This is a genomic window from Terriglobales bacterium (assembly GCA_035457425.1).
GTDB lineage: Bacteria > Acidobacteriota > Terriglobia > Terriglobales > Acidobacteriaceae > JACPNR01.
In genome coordinates, this window is the sequence record DATIBR010000177.1 from 1 (window position 1) to 17963 (window position 17963).

At 69.0% G+C, this 17963-nt stretch carries 19 protein-coding genes; 10 read left to right on the top strand and 9 right to left on the bottom strand.

Annotation, left to right across the window (positions count from 1 at the left end; translation table 11 throughout):
- Window positions 1-147: 147 nt before the first annotated feature.
- From queA to polA, 4 genes are all read left to right on the top strand, one after another.
- Window positions 148-1326 carry a tRNA preQ1(34) S-adenosylmethionine ribosyltransferase-isomerase QueA gene (queA, locus tag VLA96_13415; protein HSE50199.1) on the top strand — a complete coding sequence of 393 codons (1179 nt, stop codon included), beginning with the start codon at window positions 148-150 and terminating at the stop codon, window positions 1324-1326.
- A 71-nt stretch (window positions 1327-1397) separates the two neighbouring features.
- Window positions 1398-2609, top strand: coding sequence for an MFS transporter (locus VLA96_13420; GenBank protein ID HSE50200.1), 1212 nt, complete (start codon window positions 1398-1400; stop codon window positions 2607-2609).
- 156 nt (window positions 2610-2765) lie between these two features.
- On the top strand, window positions 2766-3596 hold the full coding sequence (locus VLA96_13425) for a nuclear transport factor 2 family protein (GenBank protein HSE50201.1): 831 nt from the start codon (window positions 2766-2768) through the stop codon (window positions 3594-3596).
- A gap of 78 nt (window positions 3597-3674) precedes the next feature.
- Entirely contained in the window at window positions 3675-6533 is a 2859-nt protein-coding gene (gene polA / locus VLA96_13430) for a DNA polymerase I (protein ID HSE50202.1), read from the top strand.
- Window positions 6534-6580: 47 nt separating this feature from the next.
- Here the strand turns inward: polA and VLA96_13435 are convergent, their stop codons facing one another.
- The 6 genes from VLA96_13435 to VLA96_13460 all read right to left on the bottom strand — a co-directional run bounded on the left by VLA96_13435 (window position 6581) and on the right by VLA96_13460 (window position 11882).
- Window positions 6581-6844, bottom strand: a complete 264-nt coding sequence (locus tag VLA96_13435) for a hypothetical protein (protein HSE50203.1) — start codon at window positions 6842-6844, stop codon at window positions 6581-6583.
- Window positions 6841-7017: a hypothetical protein gene (locus tag VLA96_13440; protein ID HSE50204.1), complete on the bottom strand. Its 177-nt coding sequence runs from the start codon at window positions 7015-7017 to the stop codon at window positions 6841-6843. Before VLA96_13440 ends, VLA96_13435 begins: the two co-directional genes overlap by 4 nt.
- Window positions 7017-8381, bottom strand: a complete 1365-nt coding sequence (glmM, locus tag VLA96_13445) for a phosphoglucosamine mutase (GenBank protein HSE50205.1) — start codon at window positions 8379-8381, stop codon at window positions 7017-7019. The genes VLA96_13440 and glmM overlap by 1 nt, the downstream gene beginning before the upstream one ends.
- A gap of 88 nt (window positions 8382-8469) precedes the next feature.
- Window positions 8470-9324 carry a diadenylate cyclase CdaA gene (gene cdaA, locus VLA96_13450; GenBank protein ID HSE50206.1) on the bottom strand — a complete coding sequence of 285 codons (855 nt, stop codon included), beginning with the start codon at window positions 9322-9324 and terminating at the stop codon, window positions 8470-8472.
- A 229-nt stretch (window positions 9325-9553) separates the two neighbouring features.
- Complete coding sequence (gene xseA / locus VLA96_13455) at window positions 9554-10918, bottom strand: exodeoxyribonuclease VII large subunit (protein ID HSE50207.1); 1365 nt, start codon at window positions 10916-10918, stop codon at window positions 9554-9556.
- 130 nt (window positions 10919-11048) lie between these two features.
- The gene (locus VLA96_13460; GenBank protein HSE50208.1) at window positions 11049-11882 is read right to left on the bottom strand and encodes a hypothetical protein; all 834 of its coding nucleotides are present in this window, start codon (window positions 11880-11882) and stop codon (window positions 11049-11051) included.
- A gap of 89 nt (window positions 11883-11971) precedes the next feature.
- Between VLA96_13460 and VLA96_13465 the strand changes: the two genes are divergently transcribed.
- Together VLA96_13465 and dinB are read left to right on the top strand one after the other, a co-directional pair.
- Window positions 11972-12526 carry an NAD(P)H-dependent oxidoreductase gene (locus VLA96_13465; protein ID HSE50209.1) on the top strand — a complete coding sequence of 185 codons (555 nt, stop codon included), beginning with the start codon at window positions 11972-11974 and terminating at the stop codon, window positions 12524-12526.
- 129 nt (window positions 12527-12655) lie between these two features.
- A complete protein-coding gene (dinB, locus tag VLA96_13470) occupies window positions 12656-13879 on the top strand; it encodes a DNA polymerase IV (protein HSE50210.1) in 1224 nt (407 codons plus the stop codon).
- Window position 13880: 1 nt separating this feature from the next.
- Here dinB and mscL read toward each other — a convergent pair whose 3' ends face one another.
- Complete coding sequence (gene mscL, locus VLA96_13475; GenBank protein HSE50211.1) at window positions 13881-14282, bottom strand: large conductance mechanosensitive channel protein MscL; 402 nt, start codon at window positions 14280-14282, stop codon at window positions 13881-13883.
- A 90-nt stretch (window positions 14283-14372) separates the two neighbouring features.
- Here mscL and VLA96_13480 point away from each other — a divergent pair, with 90 nt between their 5' ends.
- Entirely contained in the window at window positions 14373-14801 is a 429-nt protein-coding gene (locus tag VLA96_13480; protein ID HSE50212.1) for a PaaI family thioesterase, read from the top strand.
- Window positions 14798-15061, top strand: coding sequence for a hypothetical protein (locus VLA96_13485; protein ID HSE50213.1), 264 nt, complete (start codon window positions 14798-14800; stop codon window positions 15059-15061). The genes VLA96_13480 and VLA96_13485 overlap by 4 nt, the downstream gene beginning before the upstream one ends.
- Here VLA96_13485 and VLA96_13490 read toward each other — a convergent pair.
- The gene (locus VLA96_13490; GenBank protein HSE50214.1) at window positions 15029-15490 is read right to left on the bottom strand and encodes a hypothetical protein; all 462 of its coding nucleotides are present in this window, start codon (window positions 15488-15490) and stop codon (window positions 15029-15031) included. The genes VLA96_13485 and VLA96_13490 overlap by 33 nt on opposite strands.
- Window positions 15491-15561: 71 nt before the next feature.
- Here VLA96_13490 and VLA96_13495 point away from each other — a divergent pair, with 71 nt between their 5' ends.
- Window positions 15562-17001, top strand: a complete 1440-nt coding sequence (locus tag VLA96_13495; GenBank protein ID HSE50215.1) for a serine hydrolase — start codon at window positions 15562-15564, stop codon at window positions 16999-17001.
- 50 nt (window positions 17002-17051) lie between these two features.
- A complete protein-coding gene (locus tag VLA96_13500) occupies window positions 17052-17507 on the top strand; it encodes a TspO/MBR family protein (GenBank protein HSE50216.1) in 456 nt (151 codons plus the stop codon).
- A gap of 68 nt (window positions 17508-17575) precedes the next feature.
- Here VLA96_13500 and VLA96_13505 read toward each other — a convergent pair whose 3' ends face one another.
- The gene (locus tag VLA96_13505; protein HSE50217.1) at window positions 17576-17944 is read right to left on the bottom strand and encodes a DoxX family protein; all 369 of its coding nucleotides are present in this window, start codon (window positions 17942-17944) and stop codon (window positions 17576-17578) included.
- Window positions 17945-17963 lie beyond the last annotated feature (19 nt).

Genomic DNA, 17963 nt, shown 5'->3' on the forward strand with positions numbered 1-17963 from the left:
CGCGGTGCTGGCGCTCGCTCTTCAGGTGACCCACTCCGAAAGGACAGTACTTTCCGCCCTCAATCCTACCCCAGCATGCGGACAGGAACAATGACACCGGGCATGCCAGATTGTTTCCCCCCGGCCCCCCTATAATCCCCCATATTCATGCTGGTCCGCGACTTCGATTACCACCTTCCCGAGCAGCTGATCGCGCAGGAGCCCCTCGCCGACCGCGCCGCCAGCCGCATGCTCCACCTCGACCGGACCTCGGGCGCGCTCAGCGACCGCGTGTTTCGCGACTTTCCCGCGCTGCTCCGCCCCGGCGACCTCGTCGTCTTCAACGACACCCGCGTCTTCCCCGCGCGCCTCTTCGGCCACCGCTCCGGCGCCCGCTCCCAGCCCCTCTCTCCCAACAACCCCGCCGCCAAAGACTTCCTGAAGGGAAAAGTCGAGGTCCTTCTTACCAAGCGGCTCTCGCCCCAGATGTCATCCCGAGCGAGCGCGCAGCGCGAGTCGAGCGACCACGCCTTGGAACCGGCCGCCGGCCACCGGCCACCGACCACCGAAGTCTGGGAAGCACTGGTTCGCCCAGGAAGAAAGATCGGCGTGGGCGAGCGCCTCACTTTCTCGGACGACCTCCACGCCGAGGTCATCGCCCGCGGCGAGTTCGGCGAGCGCACCCTCCGCTTCGATCCCGCCGTTGCACCAGAAGCTCCTGACTTCTTCGCCGCGCTCGACCGCCTCGGCCACGTCCCCCTGCCGCCGTACATCTCGCGTGACGATCGCGCCGCCGACCGCGAGCGCTACCAGACCGTCTACGCGCGCGCACGCGGCTCGGTCGCCGCCCCCACCGCCGGCCTGCACTTCACACCCGAGATCCTCGACCAGCTTTGCGCCCGCGGCATCGAGACCGCGCACGTCACGCTGCACGTCGGCCTCGGGACCTTCCAGCCCGTGCACGCCGAGCGCGTTGAAGACCACAAGCTCCACACCGAGTCGTACTCCATCTCGCCGGAAGCCTCGGACGCCGTCAACGCCGCGCTCGCCGCCCGCCGCCGCGTCGTCGCCGTCGACACCACCACCGTCCGCACGCTCGAGTTCGTGGCCCGCGCGAACTCCGGACGGCTCGTCCCCGGCGCCGGCGAAGCCGAAATCTTCATCTACCCCGGCTTCGACTTCCGCGTCATCGGCGCGCTGCTCACCAACTTCCACCTGCCGCAGTCCACCCTGCTCATGCTCGTCTCCGCCTTCGCCGGACGCGAGCGCACCCTCGCCGCCTACCAGCACGCCGTCCGCGAAAAATATCGCTTCTACTCCTACGGCGACTGCATGTTCATCGAATGATCCGGGGTGGCGCGGCCGCCCTCGGCCGCGGCCTTTGACTTTCTCGTTGCCTCGGTTAGTGTGTCTCTCCGATGGAGACGCCGACCAAAGGTTCCTGGCACGCCGTCACCGCCGGCTTCCTCGGCTGGACCCTCGACGCCTTCGACTTCTTCGTCATCGTCTTCCTCGTCGACACCCTCGCCGCCCAGTTCGGCGTCGCCAAGTCCGCCATCGTCGCGACCATCGGCGCCACGCTCGTCATGCGACCTGTCGGCGCGCTGCTCTTCGGCCTGCTCGCCGACCGCTTCGGACGCCGCGCGCCCCTCATGGCCAACGTCATCTTCTTCTCCATCCTCGCGCTGCTCTGCGGCTTCTCCACCAGCTACACCATGTTCCTCATCCTGCGCTCGCTCTACGGCGTCGGCATGGGCGGCGAGTGGGGCGTCGGCGCCTCGCTCGCCATGGAAGCCGCGCCGCCGCGCTGGCGCGGCGTGCTCTCCGGCATCCTGCAATCCGGCTACTCCATCGGCTACCTGCTGGCCGCGCTCGCCGCGCGCTTCGTCCTCCCCAACCTCGGCTGGCGCTGGATGTTCTGGATCGGCGGCGTTCCCGCGCTGCTCGCCCTCTACATCCGCATGCACGTCCCGGAATCGGAGGCCTGGAAGCAGCACCAGCACCCGAGCTTCGCGTCCGTGCTCAAGACCGCCGCCTCGCACTGGAAGCTCTTCGCCTACCTCTGCCTGCTCATGACGCTCTTCATGTTCCTCTCGCACGGCACGCAGGACCTCTACCCCGACTTCCTCAAGACCGAGCTCAAGCTCACGGCCGCCACCGTCGCCTACCTCGCCATCTTCTATAACCTCGGCGCCATCCTCGGCGCCGTCACCTTCGGCCAGCTCTCGGAGATCATCGGACGCCGCCGCGCCATCGTCGGCGCGCTCGCCGTCTCGCTTGTCGTCATCCCCCTCTGGGCCTTCGGCGACTCGCTCGTGAAGGTCGCCCTCGGCGCGTTCTTCATGCAGGTCGGCGTGCAGGGCGCCTGGGGCATCATCCCGGCGCACCTCAACGAGCTCGCCCCCGACTCCGTCCGCGGCCTCGTCCCCGGCCTCGCCTACCAGATGGGCATCCTCTTCGCCGCGCCCACCAACTCCATCGAGTACGCCCTGCGCGACCACCTCGGCTACCGCTGGGCGCTCGCCGCCTTCGAGCTCGCCACCATGTCGCTGCTCGCCCTCGTCGTCCTCCTCGGCCACGAGCACAAAGGCAAACGCTTCACCGCCGGCTCCGCCCTCCCCGCACCGTAAAGCCGCCCTCCCCGTCCCATAAAGAGGGTAGGCGCCGGCGACTCGCCGGCGCTAGGAACGACCTTGTAGCTTCGAGCGCGCGATTTTCTTGCGACCCCGAACCCGCCCGCCCAATCAGAATGTTGTTACGGGTCCATTCCTGCTTCGGGGGCAGCCATGAAGTCCCGTCTTCTCGCCTTCCTGTTGCTCGCGCTCGCCGCCGCCGCCGCGCAAGACGCGCGCTCCACGCAGGAGATCCCGCTCCGCCGCTGCGACCGCCTGCTGCTCATCGACGTCACCGTCGCTGGTCGCGGCTACCACTTCCTGGTCGACACCGGCGCCACCTCCATGCTCGAGCTGCGCTCCTTTTCCGGCGGCGAGGACCAGGGCATCGAGGTCTCTTCCTGGAACGGACCGGTGCTGACCTCGGCCCGCGCCGTCACCATCGACGAGCTGCGCGTAGGTCCCGCCACCCTGCGCAACCTCCGTCTGCCCGCCATCGACCTCTCGCCCATCGGCAAGGCGTGCGGCTCGCGCGTCGACGGCATCTTCGGCGTCGATCTGATGGAGCGCTCCGGCCTCACCCTCGACCTGAAGAAGCGCGTCGCCCGCCTGCCTGCGCCCGAGAACGCCGACCTCGCCGAGCTCCACCGCACCGCCGACGAATGCGTCGCCGCCTTCAACCGCCGCGACCCCGACGCCTTCGCTCCCTGCATCGACGACGCCGTGCAGTGGTACACACCCTGGGGCGAGTTCCGCGGACGCAAGGCCGTCGTCGACTACCTCAAGCAGCGCTTCTTCGCCGCACATCCCTTCGTGAGGTTCGAGTTCGTCAGCCACACCTTCCACCAGATGGGCGACGCCTACTGGTGCGAGTACGAGTACAAGATGACGCTCGACGACCGGGACTACCGCGCCCGCGGCACCTCCGTCTCCCGCCGCCGCGACGGCCGCTGGCAGATGGTCAGCGTCCACCACTCGCTCATCGAGCCCGTCCCGCAACCCTGACCGGGGGCTCGCCGCCGCCCGCCGGCCGCTCGCCGCCGGCCCGCGACACCGCGCTCGGCCCTGCTATCCTGATGTTTCATGCCCAACACCAACATCTCGCGCCAGAAGCGCGCCGAGCGCGAGAAGGCCAGCCGCGTCGCCGACGCCGCCACGCCCGAGAAGCCCGCCAAGTCCGCCGTCTCCCCCGCCTCCGGCAAGCCCCCCGCCGCGACCGGCAAGGGCCGCGTCTTCCTCATCGACGCGATGTCGTTCATCTTCCGCGCCTATCACGCGATGTCCCGCCAGCGCCCCATGTCCACCCGCACCGGCGTTCCCACCGCCGCCACCTACGTCTTCGTCAACATGCTCCGCAAGCTGCGCGCCGACTTCGCTCCCGAGTACCTCGCCGCCGTCTTCGACGTCGCCGCTCCCACCTTCCGCGACGAGCAGGCCAGGCAGATCACGCACGTCAAGAAGTTCGACTCCGCCACCCAGACTTACGTGGAGCACGCCTACGGCGGCTACAAGGCCAATCGCGCCGAGATGCCCGGCGACCTCGCGCAGCAGCTCCCCTACATCCGCCGTGCGCTGAACGCCTATCGCATCCCCATCCTCGAGCACTCCGGCTTTGAAGCCGACGACGTCATCGGCACGCTCGCCCGCAAGGCCGCCGCCGAGTCGTATCCCGTCTACGTCGTTTCCAGCGACAAGGACATGCTCCAGCTCGTCAACGACAAGGTCTGCGTCCTCAACCCGCCCAAGGACAACCTCATCTGCGACGCCGCCAAGGTCGAAGAGATCCTCGGCGTCCGGCCCGGCCAGGTCGTCGACGTCATGGCGCTCCGCGGCGACTCCATCGACAACATCCCCGGCGCCCCCGGGATCGGCGACAAAGGCTCCGTCGAGCTCATCAAGCGCTTCGGCTCGGTCGACAACCTGCTCGAGCACGCCGCCGAGGTGGAGAAGAAGACTTACCGCGAGTCGCTCCTGCACAACCGCTCGGTCGTCCTCGCCAGCCGCGAGCTCGCCCGCATCGATACCAACGTCGCCGTCGACTTCGACCCCCGGCAGATGACCGCCGGCGAGCCCGACACCGAGGCCCTCCGCGCGCTCTTCACCGAGCTCGAGTTCACCACCCTGCTCAAGGAACTGGTCGGCGAAGTGAAGCTGGGCGACACCGATTACCGCGAAGCGAAGTCCGCGGCCGACGTCGACGCCATCATCCGGCAGGCCGGCGCGAAGCGGCCGCTCGCCGTCGCGCTCGAGCAGCTCGGCGCCGCCACCATGTCGAAGGAAGAAGAGGAAGAGGTCGACGAGGAGAATGGCACCCTCCCGCTCGTCCCGCCCTCGCTGGCCGCGACCCAGGAGCCCGCGCGCAAGCTCGCCATCTCCGCCCAGCCCGCCGAGGCCGTCTCCGTCGCGCTCGACTCCGACGCTGCGACGCCCCTCAAGCAAGCGCTCGCCGATCCCAAGCTTCCGAAATCCATCCACGACTACAAGCTCGCGCTCCGCCAGCTCACGCCGCGCGGCGTGCCGCTTGCCGGCGTCGCGCACGACCCCATGCTCTACTCCTACCTCCTTGACCCCACCTTCACCTCGCACGGGCTCAAGGAGATCGCCATCCGCCGCTTCAACCTGAATCTCGCCGGCACCGTCGCCGAGGCCGCCGACCTCACCGGCCGCTTCACCAGCGCGCTGCGCGACGAAGTCGAGAAGGAAGACCTCACCCGGGTCTATGACCAGATCGACCTGCCGCTCGTCCCCGTGCTCGCGCGCATGGAAGAAGCCGGCGTCAAGATCGATTGCGACGTCCTCGCGAAGATGTCGAAGCGCCTCGAGACCGAAGCCGAGGCCAAAGCGAAGGAGATCTACGCCGCTGCCGGTTCCGAGTTCAACATCAATTCACCGCGCCAGTTGGGCGACGTCCTCTTCAACAAGATGGGCCTGCCCAAGCCCGTGAAGTACGGCAAGGGGAAGACCATCTCCACCGCGCAGGACGTGATGGACGAGCTTGCGCAGGAGCACGAGATCGCGCGCTGGGTGCTCGAATACCGCCAGCTCACCAAGCTCAAGTCCACCTACGTGGACGCGCTGCCCTCGCTCTGCCACGCGACGACCGGCCGCCTCCACACCACCTTCAACCAGGCCGCCACCGCGACCGGGCGCCTCTCGTCCACCAACCCGAACCTGCAGAACATCCCCATCCGCACCGCGCTCGGCCGCGAGATCCGCGCCGCCTTCACCGCCGAGCGCGGCCACGTCCTGCTCGCCGCCGACTACTCCCAGATCGAGCTCCGCCTGCTCGCGCACTTCTCCGAAGACCCGCTCCTGGTCGAGGCCTTCCGCCGCGGCGACGACATCCACACCCTCACCGCCTCGCAGGTCTTCGGCGTGCCCCCCATGATGATGGACGCCGAGCATCGCCGCCGCGCCAAGGCCGTGAACTTCGGCATCGTCTACGGGCTCTCGCCCTTCGGCCTCTCGCAGCAGCTCGGCATCGAGCAGCGCGAGGCCAGGCAGTTCATCGACGCCTACTTCGCGAAATACACCGGCGTCCGCAAGTTCATCGACGCGACCCTCGACCTCGCCCGCCGCGAGAACAAGGTCCGCACCCTCTTCGGACGCACGCGCCCCATCCCCGACATCCACTCCAAGAATCCCACCATGCGCGGCTTCGCCGAGCGCTCCGCCGTCAACACCCCGCTCCAGGGCACCGCCGCCGACCTCATCAAGCTCGCCATGATCCGCATCGACGACGAGCTGCGCGCGAAAAAGATGAAGTCCCGCATGACTCTCCAGGTCCACGACGAACTCGTCTTTGAAGTGCCGAAGGAAGAAGTCGAGACGATGCGCGCGCTCGTCCGCGACATGATGGAGAGCGTCCATCCGCTGCGCGTCCCGCTGGAAGTGGATCTCGGCGTCGGCCCCAACTGGCGCGACCTGGATTTCGAAGAGTAGCGCCTCGCAATGTAGCGCCCTCGACCCGAGGGTGCGGATCCGGCGCCCTACGCCGCCTTGCGCCTTCCGCCGGAACTCTCTTTGCGCCGATGCTCCGGCAGCAGGAACCCCGGTACGCAATACATCGCGGCGCCCATCAGCAGCGCGAACACCCCGCACGCGACCATCCCCCACCCCAGCCACCAGCCGAAGCTGCTCCCGACGGCAAAGAACACCGCCAGCCCGCCTCCCAGCACGAGCACGCCGCCGCTCCCCGCGACCGCGCCGCGGATCGCGCACAGCAGCCGGTGTTGGGCGGGACTCAGGTTCATCGCTGGCGGCGGACCGCCTCTTCCGTCAGGCGACGGTCGCGGAGATGCCGTATCCGTACGATGCGCAGGTAGCGCCGCAGGAACACCCGCCACACGAACCACGCCAGCGCGAGGAACCCCGCGCCCATCAGGAGGAGAAGAAAGAGAGATTCCGCGGCCCGCAGCGCGTCCATCAGCCCAGCGCCTTTTCCACCGCCGCCGCGATCGCCTCGGCGTGCTGCTTCATCAGCGCTTCCGACTCCGCCTCCACCATCACGCGGCACAGCGCCTCGGTCCCCGAGTACCGGACGACGACCCGCCCGCTCCCGTCCAGCGCCTTCTCCGCCGCCTCGATCGCGCTCGCCACCGCCGCCATCTCCTCCAGCGGCTTCTTCTCGCGCACCCGCACGTTCCGGATCGTCTGCGGAAACACCTTCAGGTCGCCGACCAGCTCGTGCAGCGGCCGTCCGCTGCGCGCGACGGCGGCCATCACCAGCAGCGCCGTCAGCAGGCCGTCGCCCGTCGTCGCGTGGTCAAGGAACAGGATGTGCCCGCTCTGCTCGCCGCCAAGATTCGCGCCCGCCTTCTGCATCTCTTCCAGCACGTACTTGTCTCCCACCGGCGCGCGCAGCATCTTGATGCCTTCGCGCCCGAGCGCCACCTCCAGCCCCATGTTCGACATCGTCGTCGCCACCACCGTGTCGTTCTTCAGCCGGCCCGTGCGCTTCAGCTCGCGCGCCATCAGCAGCAGGATCCCGTCGCCGTTCACCACCTTGCCGTTCGCGTCGGCCAGCAGGCAGCGGTCGGCGTCGCCGTCGAAGCACACGCCCAGCCCCGCGCCCCGCTGCGTCACTTCCTTCGCCACGATCTCCGGGTGCAGCGCCCCGCACTTCTCGTTGATGTTCTTGCCGCTGGGATGATTGTGGCTCAGGTTGTGTTTCACGCCCGCGCGCTTCAGCACCTCGCCCGCCACCGGCGTCGCCGCCCCGTTCGCGCAGTCCGCCACCACGTGCAGCCCGCCGAACTCCGCGCCCTTCACCTGCCCCGCCAGCCACTCCACGTACGCCGCGCGCAGCTCCGCATCGCCGGGCAGGGACCTCGCCGACGATGTAGCGCCCTCGCCCTCGAGCGCGCGCTCGCCCCCCGCCGCCAGCTCCGTGAAGATCTCTTTCTCGATCTCCAGCTCGGTGGCGTCGGCCAGCTTGTAGCCGTCGCCGCCGAACACTTTGATCCCGTTGTCGGTCCAGGGATTGTGCGAGGCGGAAAGCACCACGCCCGCGGTGAACCCGCGCGCCTTTGCCACATGCGCCACACCCGGCGTCGGCAGCACGCCCGCGCTCGCCACTTCCACGCCCGCGTCGGCCAGCGCCGCGCTCAGCGCGTCCGCGATCCACGCGCTCGAGATCCGCGTGTCCTGCCCCAGCACCACGCGCGGCTTCGCTGTCTGCGCCGCCAGCCGCCGCCCCAGCGCGCGCCCGATGGAGCGCACCGTCGCGTCGTCCAGCGGGAACTCGCCCGCCACCCCGCGGATCCCGTCGGTCCCGAACAGCCGCCTCATCCGCGATGTACCGCCCAGTAGATCGCGATGGCCATCGCCAGCGACAGCAGCTTCAGCAGCCAGTTGTGCGTGAAGAACCGGCGTACGCTCATCGCCGCTCCATCTCCGGCAGCGTCGCGTCCCCGTTCGGCTCCTCTTCGGAAGCGATTGGCGTCGGCAGCGTCGTCGGCGGCAGGTACACCTTCAGCAGGTCGCTGAGCCGCTCGCGCAGCTGGTCCGCGCTCAGGTCGCGCTCGATCGTGCCCGCGACCGTCAGGCTCATCGCGCCCGTCTCCTCCGACACCACCACCGCCACCGCGTCCGACTCTTCCGTGATCCCGATGGCCGCGCGGTGCCGCGTGCCCAGCTGCGTCGAGATCTTCGGGTTCATGCTCAGCGGCAGGAAGCACGCCGCCGCCGCCACGCGGTCGCGCTGCACGATGACCGCCCCGTCATGCAGCGGCGCGCTCGGCCGGAAGACCGTCGCCAGCAGGTCGTAGGTCAGCTTGGCGTCGAGCGGCACGCCGCTCTCGATGAACGTCCGCAACCCGATCTCGCGCTCGATCACGATCAGCGCCCCGGTGCGGTTCTGCGCGAACAGGTTCGCCGCCAGCACGATGTCGTCGTACGACTCGCCCGCCGGCGTCCGCGTCAGCCGCGAGCGCGTGAAGCTCCGCCCCAGCCGCGAGAGCACCAGCCGGATCTCCGCCGAGAACACGATGATCAGCGCGATCCCCGCGTACGGCAGCAGCCGGTCCACCAGCCAGTTGATGGCCGTCAGGTGCGCCACCCGCGCCACCCCGATCAGCCCGCCCAGGATCAGCACCCCCACCATCATGTGCATCGCGCGCGTCCCGCGCAGCAGCGCCAGCAGCTGGTAGATCAGCACCGCCAGCACCAGGATCTCGACGACGCCGGTCAGCGTCAGCGGCGGAAACGCGGCGATTTGTGCGGCTGCCGGCATGATGTCAGGGAACGAAGCGGGGCCCGCGCTACGGGATGACTGCGCCATTGTACTGGACGCAAACCCACCGAACGGAGTTGTCGCCCGGCCGCGGCCTCTGACTTTGACTTGGGTGGCGGCGGGCGACTCGCCCGCCGGAGCCCGAAGGGCGACAGAATCCAGCCCGGCACGTCAGTGCCGGGAAAGCCCGCATAGCGAGGACAAGTCGGTTTCAGCCGACGACAGAGGATTATTTCTTCTTCACCACGGCCGCGATCTCTCCCCGCGCCAGCCGCGCGCGTATCGCGTCGCCCGCCGCCACCTGCGCAGCGTCCTTCACCACGTTGCCCGCCGCGTCGAACACCAGCGCGTACCCCCGATCCAGCACGCGCAGCGGCGACAACTCCTCCAGCCGCGCCTGCAGCCGCTCCAGCCCGCCGCGCCGCTCCAGCAGCAGGCGCCGTCCCATCTCCGCCAGCGTCCGCGTCTTCCCCTCCAGCTCGCGCTTCATTCCCGCCAGCACCATCCGCACGTCGTAGTGCCGGATGCGCGTCGCCGCTACGTCCACCCGCCGCCGGGACCGCTCCACCACGCCGCGATATCCCGCCACCAGCGCGAACGTCATCTCGTCCACCCGCTGCTGCCGCTGCCCCAGCAGCGCGCGCATGCTCGCGAACGCGCCGTGCTGCGCCAACTCCGTCAGCGCCTGCCGCCCCATCAGCAGCCGGTACCGCGCCGCCCGCGCCAGCCGCGCCCGCAGCCCTTCCACCTGCTCCTCCAGCCGGTGCCGCGACTCGATCACCAGCTCCGCCGCCGCGCTCGGCGTCGGCGCGCGCAGGTCCGCGACGAAATCCGCGATGGTGAAATCCGTCTCGTGCCCCACCGCCGAGATCACCGGGATCTCGCTCGCCGCGATCGCCCGCGCCAGCCCTTCGTGGTTGAAGGCCGCCAGGTCCTCCACCGACCCGCCGCCGCGCGCCACGATCACGACGTCCACGTTCTTCGCGCGGCTGAAGTACTTCAGCCCGGCCGCGACCTCGCCCGGCGCCTCCGCCCCCTGCACCTGCGCCGGATAAATAAGGATGGGCACGCTCGCGTGCCGCCGCCGCAGGATGTTCAGGATGTCGTGCAGCGCCGCCCCGCGCGGCGACGTCACGATCCCGATGCGCCGCGGCAGCGCCGGCAGCGGCTTCTTCCGCGCCTGCTCGAACAGGCCCTCGGCCGCGAGCTTCGCCTTCAACTGCTCGAACGCCACCTGCAGCGCGCCCGCGCCCTTCCGCTCCAGGTACTCCAGGAGCAGCTGCATGTCGCCGCGCTGCTCGTACACCGTCATCCGCCCGCGCGCGATCGCCTGCATGCCGTTCTCCGGCTTGAACCGCAGCAGCCGCGCCTGCGTCCGGAACATCACCGCGCGCAGCTGCGCCTCGCCGTCTTTCAGCGTGAAATAGAGGTGGCCGCTCTCCGCCGGCCGGTAGTTCGAGATCTCGCCCTCGACCCAGACGTCGGTGTACTCCCGCTCCAGCGAGGTCCGCACCGCCGCCATCAGCTCCCGCACCGGCCAGATCCGCCGCTGCGCCGCCATCGCCTGGAACGTCAGGTCGAGCTGCTCGCCCATGCGAAGGAGTGTAGACCAACGGAGTTGTGGCGCGCTCGCCCTCGAGCGCGCATCGCGCGCAGACGGATCGCGGTGGAAGAGCGGCCCTTCAGGGCCGCGTCGGTGGCGATATCAGGAAAGGGAACCCTCTCTAGCGGACGGCACTCGCGAATGCGGTCTCGCTCACCCGTCTCTTCTGCATCATGCGCAGCACGAACCATCCGCCCAACGCCGCCGCCACGTGCTTCAGCGAATGCCCGCTCACCGCATGCCCGGTCGCCGCGTAGCATCCGACGTCGAACAGCTCGAGCACCTTCGCCAACCCGTAGCACCCGATCGCGTACACCCAGCCCATCTGCCGGTCGTAGCGTGGCTTGGTGAACAGCAGCACCCCCGCGGTGGCGACGAACGCGTAGCCCTGCAGGAAGCCGTAGAACCGCAGGTCGCCCGCGCCCACGCGCTCGCTCCAGTCCCACAGCAGCACGCTGGCCACGCCGAGCGCGAGCATTGGCGCGGTCAGCCGCGCGCCCCACTTCGCGCTCACCCGTTCGGCCACCGCCAGCGGCAGGATCGCCATGAATCCCGGGATCATCCCCAGCCGGTCGAACACCAGCGTCTGGTTGTTCGGATCCAGGTGGTAGTACGCCGAGCCGAACGCCGTCGTCACCAGCCCGGCGAACAGCACCGCGGCCGGCACGCGCTCGCGCCGATCGCGGAATCGCTCCGATGTGGGTGAGGCAGACCCCCACATCCACCACAGTCCGCACGCTCCCACGAGCAGGAACGGCACGTTCGACAGCACGTTCAGCGCATACGGGATCCCCAGCAGCGCCCGCTCGTCGGCGAACCCGTGATATCCCTGCGGCTGCGGGATGCGCGGCGCGAGCGCCGTCGCCACGATCGCGATCCCCGTGAACACAGCGAGCAGCGCCCAGCGTGTCGTCTCCGATAGCCCATCGCGGAATCGCACCAGCCGCTCGATCATGACCTTCCTATGCTAGAACGCTCTTCCGCGTTACGCTTGCACCTTTCGCGCTCGGCCGCCCATCCAATCCATTTCCGGAGGAACGCACGATGTTCATCCCCGTCATCCTCGGCTCCACGCGCCGCGGGCGCCAGAGCGGCAAGGTCGCAAGATACGTCACCGGGAAGCTTGCGCAGCAGCCCGGCGTCGAGACCGAGCTCCTCGACCTCGCCGACTACGACTTCCCCATCATGGAAGAGCGCCTGCGCATGCGCAACGACCCGCCGCCGCGCGCCCAGGAGTTCTCGGAGAAGCTCCAGCGCGCCTCCGCCATCGTCATCGTCACGCCCGAGTACAACAACGGCTATCCCGGCGTGCTCAAGAACGCGCTCGACTATTTCTATCCGGAGTACAAGCGCAAGGTCTTCGGCATCGTCACGGTCTCGGCCGGCGGCTTCGGCGGCATCAACTGCCTGCAACAGCTCCGCCAGGTCGTGCTCACGCTCGGCGGATACCCGCTGCCCGTCGGCTTCCCGGTCTCGAAGGTGAACTCCAGCTTCGCCGACGACGGCACGCCCGAAGACCCCGCCGCCACCGACAAGCGCTTCGCCGCCTTCCTCGACGAGCTCCTCTGGGCCACCCGCGCCTTCGCCGCCGCGAAGTAACTCCAACGAAGGTCATCCCGAGCGAGGGCGCGGCGAAGTTCCGCGCCCGAGTCGAGGGACCTGCATTTCCTCTCCGTCCTCTGCGCCTCTGCGTTGGATTTTGACTTCGTTGGCAGCACAATAGGACCCATGCGCACCATCTTCCACGTCGACATGGACGCCTTCTTCGTCTCCGTGGAAGAGCTCTTCGACCCCTCGCTGAAGGGCAAGGCCGTCGTCGTCGGCGGCAAGGCGACCGAGCGCGGCGTCTGCGCCGCCGCCAGCTACGAGGCCCGCAAGTTCGGCGTGCACTCCGCCATGCCCCTGCGCACCGCGCACAAGCTCTGCCCGCACGCCATCTTCGTCGAAGGTCACCCCCAGCGCTACCGCGAGTACTCCGAGAAAGTCCGCGTCGTGCTCGACCGCTTCTCACCCCAGGTCGAGATGGCCTCCATCGACGAGGCTTACCTCGACATGACCGGCACCGAGAAGCTCCACGGCCCGCCTCTCAAGGCCGCGCACGCGCTCCACGACGACATCCAGCGCTCCACCGGCCTCAACTCCTCGGTCGGCATCGGCAGCTCGCGGCTCATCGCCAAGATCTCCAGCGAGCAAGCCAAGCCCAACGGGGTGCTCTACGTCGTCCCCGGCTGCGAGCGCGAGTTCCTCGCGCCCCTCGACGTCCGCAAGATCCCCGGCGTCGGCAAGGTCACCGAGCAGCATCTGCACTCGCTCGGCATCCGCACCGTCGCCGACCTCCAGCAGCTCGACGCCGATTTCCTGGAAGAAAGATTCGGCGCCTGGGGACTCGCGCTCGCCGGCAAGTCCATCGGGGAAGACGCCGGCAGTTGGTTCGATTCCGAGGTCGGCGGCGACGACGACCCCAAGTCCATCTCGCACGAGCACACCTACTCGGTCGACACCGCCGACTCCGACCAGCTCGAGTCCACCATCGCGCGCCTCAGCGAGATGGTCGCACGCCGCCTGCGCGAGCACCATCTCCACGCCCGCACCATCGGCCTCAAGCTGCGCTACTCCGACTTCACCACCATCACGCGCGCGCACACCCTCGACCAGCCCACGCAGCTCGACCCTGCCATCTACGGCGCCGCCCTCCAGCTCTTCCGCGACCACTGGCGCAAGGGAAGCGCCGTGCGCCTGCTCGGCGTCCGCGTCGCGCAGTTCGAGCGCTCGCAGGGACAGCTCGACCTGCTGGATCAGGACAGGCAGGAAAAGTGGAAGCAGGCGCTCTCCGCCGTCGACCACATGCGCGACAGGTTCGGCGACCACGCCGTCTCGCTCGCCCGCGGCCTCAAGTCCGCCTTCCGCGAGCGCACCCACGAAGCCATGCCGGAGCGCAAGAAGAAGGAATGACCTACACCGGCTGCGCGCAGTGCGCGCACCGCCGCGCCGCGATCGGGATCTCGCTCACGCACTCCGGGCACTGCTTGGTCGTCGGGTCCGCCGGTTTCTCGCCCCGCCGCCGCCGCGCCTCCAGCGCGTTCATCGGCGACACCACGAAGAAGTACACCGCGAACGCCACCATCAGGAACGCGATCAGCGCGTTCAGGAACTTCCCGTACGCGATCTGCGCTCCGTTCACCGTCCACGCCAGCGCCGAAAAATCCGGCTTGCCCGCGATCGCCGCGATCAGCGGCGTCAGGATGTCGGCCACGAACGACGCCACCACCGCCCCGAACGCCGCCCCGATCACCACCGCCACCGCCAGTTCCACCACGTTGCCGCGCAGCACGAATTCCCGGAATCCCTTCAGCATGTCGCCCTCCTGCCGAACCGCTCGGATTCTACGCTCAAACCGGCACGTCATCCCGAGCGAGTCGAGGGACCTGCATTTATCATTGCGAGCATGTCCACCTCTCCCGCCGTCGACCTCGTCGCGCTCCGCGACTTCGTCCACGCCATCCCGCTCTTCCGCACCTTCCACTACCGCCTCGACGATCTCAAGCCCGGCGAAGCCGTCATCACCGCGCCCTACACGCCCGACCACGACGGCATCTTCCGCTCCTTCCACGGCGGCCTGCTCATGACGCTGGCCGACACCGCCGCCTGCGTCGCCACGCTCTCGCGCACCGGCCCGCAGCAGGTCATGACCACCACCGACATGAACATCCGCTTCCTCGCGCCCTGCAACTCCGACGCCACCGCGCGCGCCCGCATCATCAAGTTCGGACGCACCATGGTCCCTTGCCACGTCGACCTCTACGACGCCAAGGGCACGCACGTCGCCCTCGCGCAGGTCGTCTACATGCGCCTCGAGAAGATGCCCTCGCGATGACCGAAGAGCACGTTCCTCCCATCCGGCGCCTCGCGCGGAGACTCGTGGGTGAGCCGCGCCCGCCGGTCTGGATGCGCATCGCGCTGATCATCCCCATCCCGGTCGGCGCCTTCCTCTGCGCCTACTTCCATCTCTGCCACATCTGGCAGTTCCAGATCGGCGCGGTGATCTATCTCGGATGCTTCATCCTCTGGAAGCGCTTGTGGTGGAACCCGCGCCAGAAGGCCTCAGCGAGCGGCAGCGTCGGGATGTCGCATTGAGACCCAACAGAGCGCGAGTCCCACGGCGCCGAGCACCAGCGAGATCATGAAGGTGTGGCAGCCGTGCTTGGTCGGGTCGTACGCCACCCAGCAGCGCGGGTCGCTCGCGATCCGCGGCGCCGCGATCCCCAGCAGCACCACCACCGACGCCCACACGCCCCACCTCTGGCTCAGCGCGCCGATCACCCACAGCGCGATCCCTGCGCCCGCCGCCAGCAGCACGCCCGTCAGCATGATCGCCGCTTTCGACGGCGGCGACGACGCGGGCGCTTCCGCGTGGCCCGCGTGCTGCGCCATCTCGTGCACGTGCTCCTCGGCCAGCGTCTCCGGCGGCGCGGTCGCCTCGCGCCACGCCCCGATCACCATGTGCACCTGCATGCCGTAGCACCACAGCAGCAGCAGGATCCCCGCGATGCGCACCGCTTTCATAGGCGCGCTACGGTACCACATCCCACGGAGGGCATCCCGGGCGCGGGACCTGCATTTATCATGTCCACGCCATGAAACGCTTGCTCGTCCTACTTCTGCTGCTCGCGGCGCCGCTCCTCCACGCCGACCAGGTCGACGACTTCGTCAACGCCTACATCGCGAAGAAGAACATCCCCGGCGTGGCGGTCGCGGTGCGCGCCAACGGCATGCTCGTCCGCTCGAAGGGCTACGGTCTCGCCAACCTCGAGCACCGCGTCCCGGTCATCGAGAAGACCGTCTTCCAGTCCGGCTCGGTCGGCAAGCAGTTCACCGCCATGCTGGTGCTCACGCTGGTCGAGGAGAAGAAGCTCGCGCTCGACGACCCGCTCTCGAAATATCTCCCGACGCCGCCGGAGTTCAGCGCCATCACCATCCGCCACCTGCTCACGCACACCTCGGGCCTGGGCGACTACCCGGAAGACTTCGCGCTCCAGCGCGACTACTCCGAGGACGACCTCTGGAAGGTCATCACCGCGCAGAAGCTCGCCTTCGCGCCCGGCTCGAAGTGGAGCTACTCCAACCTCGGCTACGTCACGCTCGGCATCCTCGTCCGCAAGGTGACCGGCCGCTTCTACGGCGACTTGCTCCAGGAGCGCATCTTCGCGAACCTCGGCATGAAGACCGCGCGCATCATCAGCGAAGCCGACATCATCCCGAACCGCGCCGCCGGCTACGAGCTCAAGCCCGATCCCGCCGACAAGTCCCGGTTCGTGCTCAAGAACCAGTCGTGGGTCGCGCCCTCGCTCAACACCACCGCCGACGGCTCGCTCTACCTCACCATCATGGACCTCGCCAACTGGGACTTCGGCCTCGACGAGCGCCGCTTCCTCTCGCCCGCGCTCTACCAGGAGATGTGGACTCCGGCGCGGCTCACCGGCAGCGAGCCCGCCACCGCCGCCTACGGCTTCGGCTGGTCGCTCCGGACGCTGCCCTCCGGCGAAAAAGTCACCGAGCACGGCGGCTCGTGGCAGGGCTTCAAGGCCTACATCGGGCGCTATCACGGGACCGAGGGCGGCGCGGCGCCCGCCGGGACGCCTCCGCCCAGCGCCACCTCGCTGGCGCAGAAGCTGCCGGCGAACCGCCTCACCGTGATCGTGCTCGCCAACCGCGCCGGCGCCGACGTCGATTACATCGCCGGCGTCGTCGCCGGGCTCTATCGCCCGGAACTCGCGCCGCCCAAGCACAGCGCCATCAAGCTGCCCGCGGCGGAGCTGGCGAAGTTCGCCGGCGACTACCGCCTCGACGACCGCCTGACCGTGACCGTGGAAGTCGCGCCTTCCGGCGACCGCCTGCGGCTCGCCTTCGGCGGCGCGCCTTACGAGCTGCTGCCCGAGAAGTCCGACGCCTCGGGCGCCGACTTCTTCGTCGAAGACTCCACGCGCACCGCGCGCTTCGAGCGCGACGCGTCGGGCAACATCACCGGCATGACGCTCTCCGTGCCCGAGAAGCTGCAGTTGAAGAAGGTGAAGTAAGCCGCTTTGGCCTCTAAAGCAAGATCGTTCGGCCTTTTGGCCTTGCTCGCATGACGCCGGCCGCCGTCGCCTTCGGCATCTGCGTGGCCGCGGCCGCGCTCGAGGCGCTGCTCGCCGGCGGCAACGCCCGCGCTCGGCTCGCCGAGCTGCGGCAGCCGCGCTGGGCGGCGCCGGGCTGGGCGTGGGCCGTGATCGGCGTCGCGTACTACGCGATCTGCGGGTTCGCGCTCTGGCGGATCCTGCAGTCGCCGGCGCCCGGCCGCAACCTCGCACTCGGCGCGCTCGTCGCGGTGATGGCGCTCAACTGCGCGTGGAACTACATCTTCTTCCGGCGGCGCGACCTGCGGCTCGCGTTCCTCTACTACGTCGCGTATTTGCCGCTGGTGGGCTTTGCGCTGTGGAGCGCGGCGCGCGTCGACGCGCCGGCGGCCTGGGCGCTCTCCGCCTACGCAGCGTACCTGCCGTACGCGATCGCGCTCGGCTATCGCTGGTGGCGGCCGGCGTGACCCTTGTCGACCTCCGGCCCAAAGGGCGGGGCCTGCGCGCCGGTCCTGCGGGAGCGCTGGAGAAATCCCTAGAGCGGTCTTAAAAACCCCCGCCCATACGCCAGGAACGCCATCAGCAGGCCGAGCACGGCGCTCATCACGATGGACCCGGTCTCGCCGTACTTCACGTGCACGCCGATGAAGACCAGGCTCTCGAGCGCGAGCGCGGTGGCGGCGACGACGGTGAGCGTCGGGCGCCAGTGCAGCGCGCCCGGGAGGATCAGCCCGGCGACGCAGAGCAGCTCGAGGACGCCGAGCGCCATCCAGGCCGGCCGCGGCAGCGCCCCGAACGACGGCACCTCGCCGCTGATCTTGTCGAACAGGAAGACCTTCATCACGCCCGACGCTCCGTACACCAGCGCCGCCAGCCCCTGCAGCACCCATAACAGGATGTTCATGCACGGGATTATCGCTCAG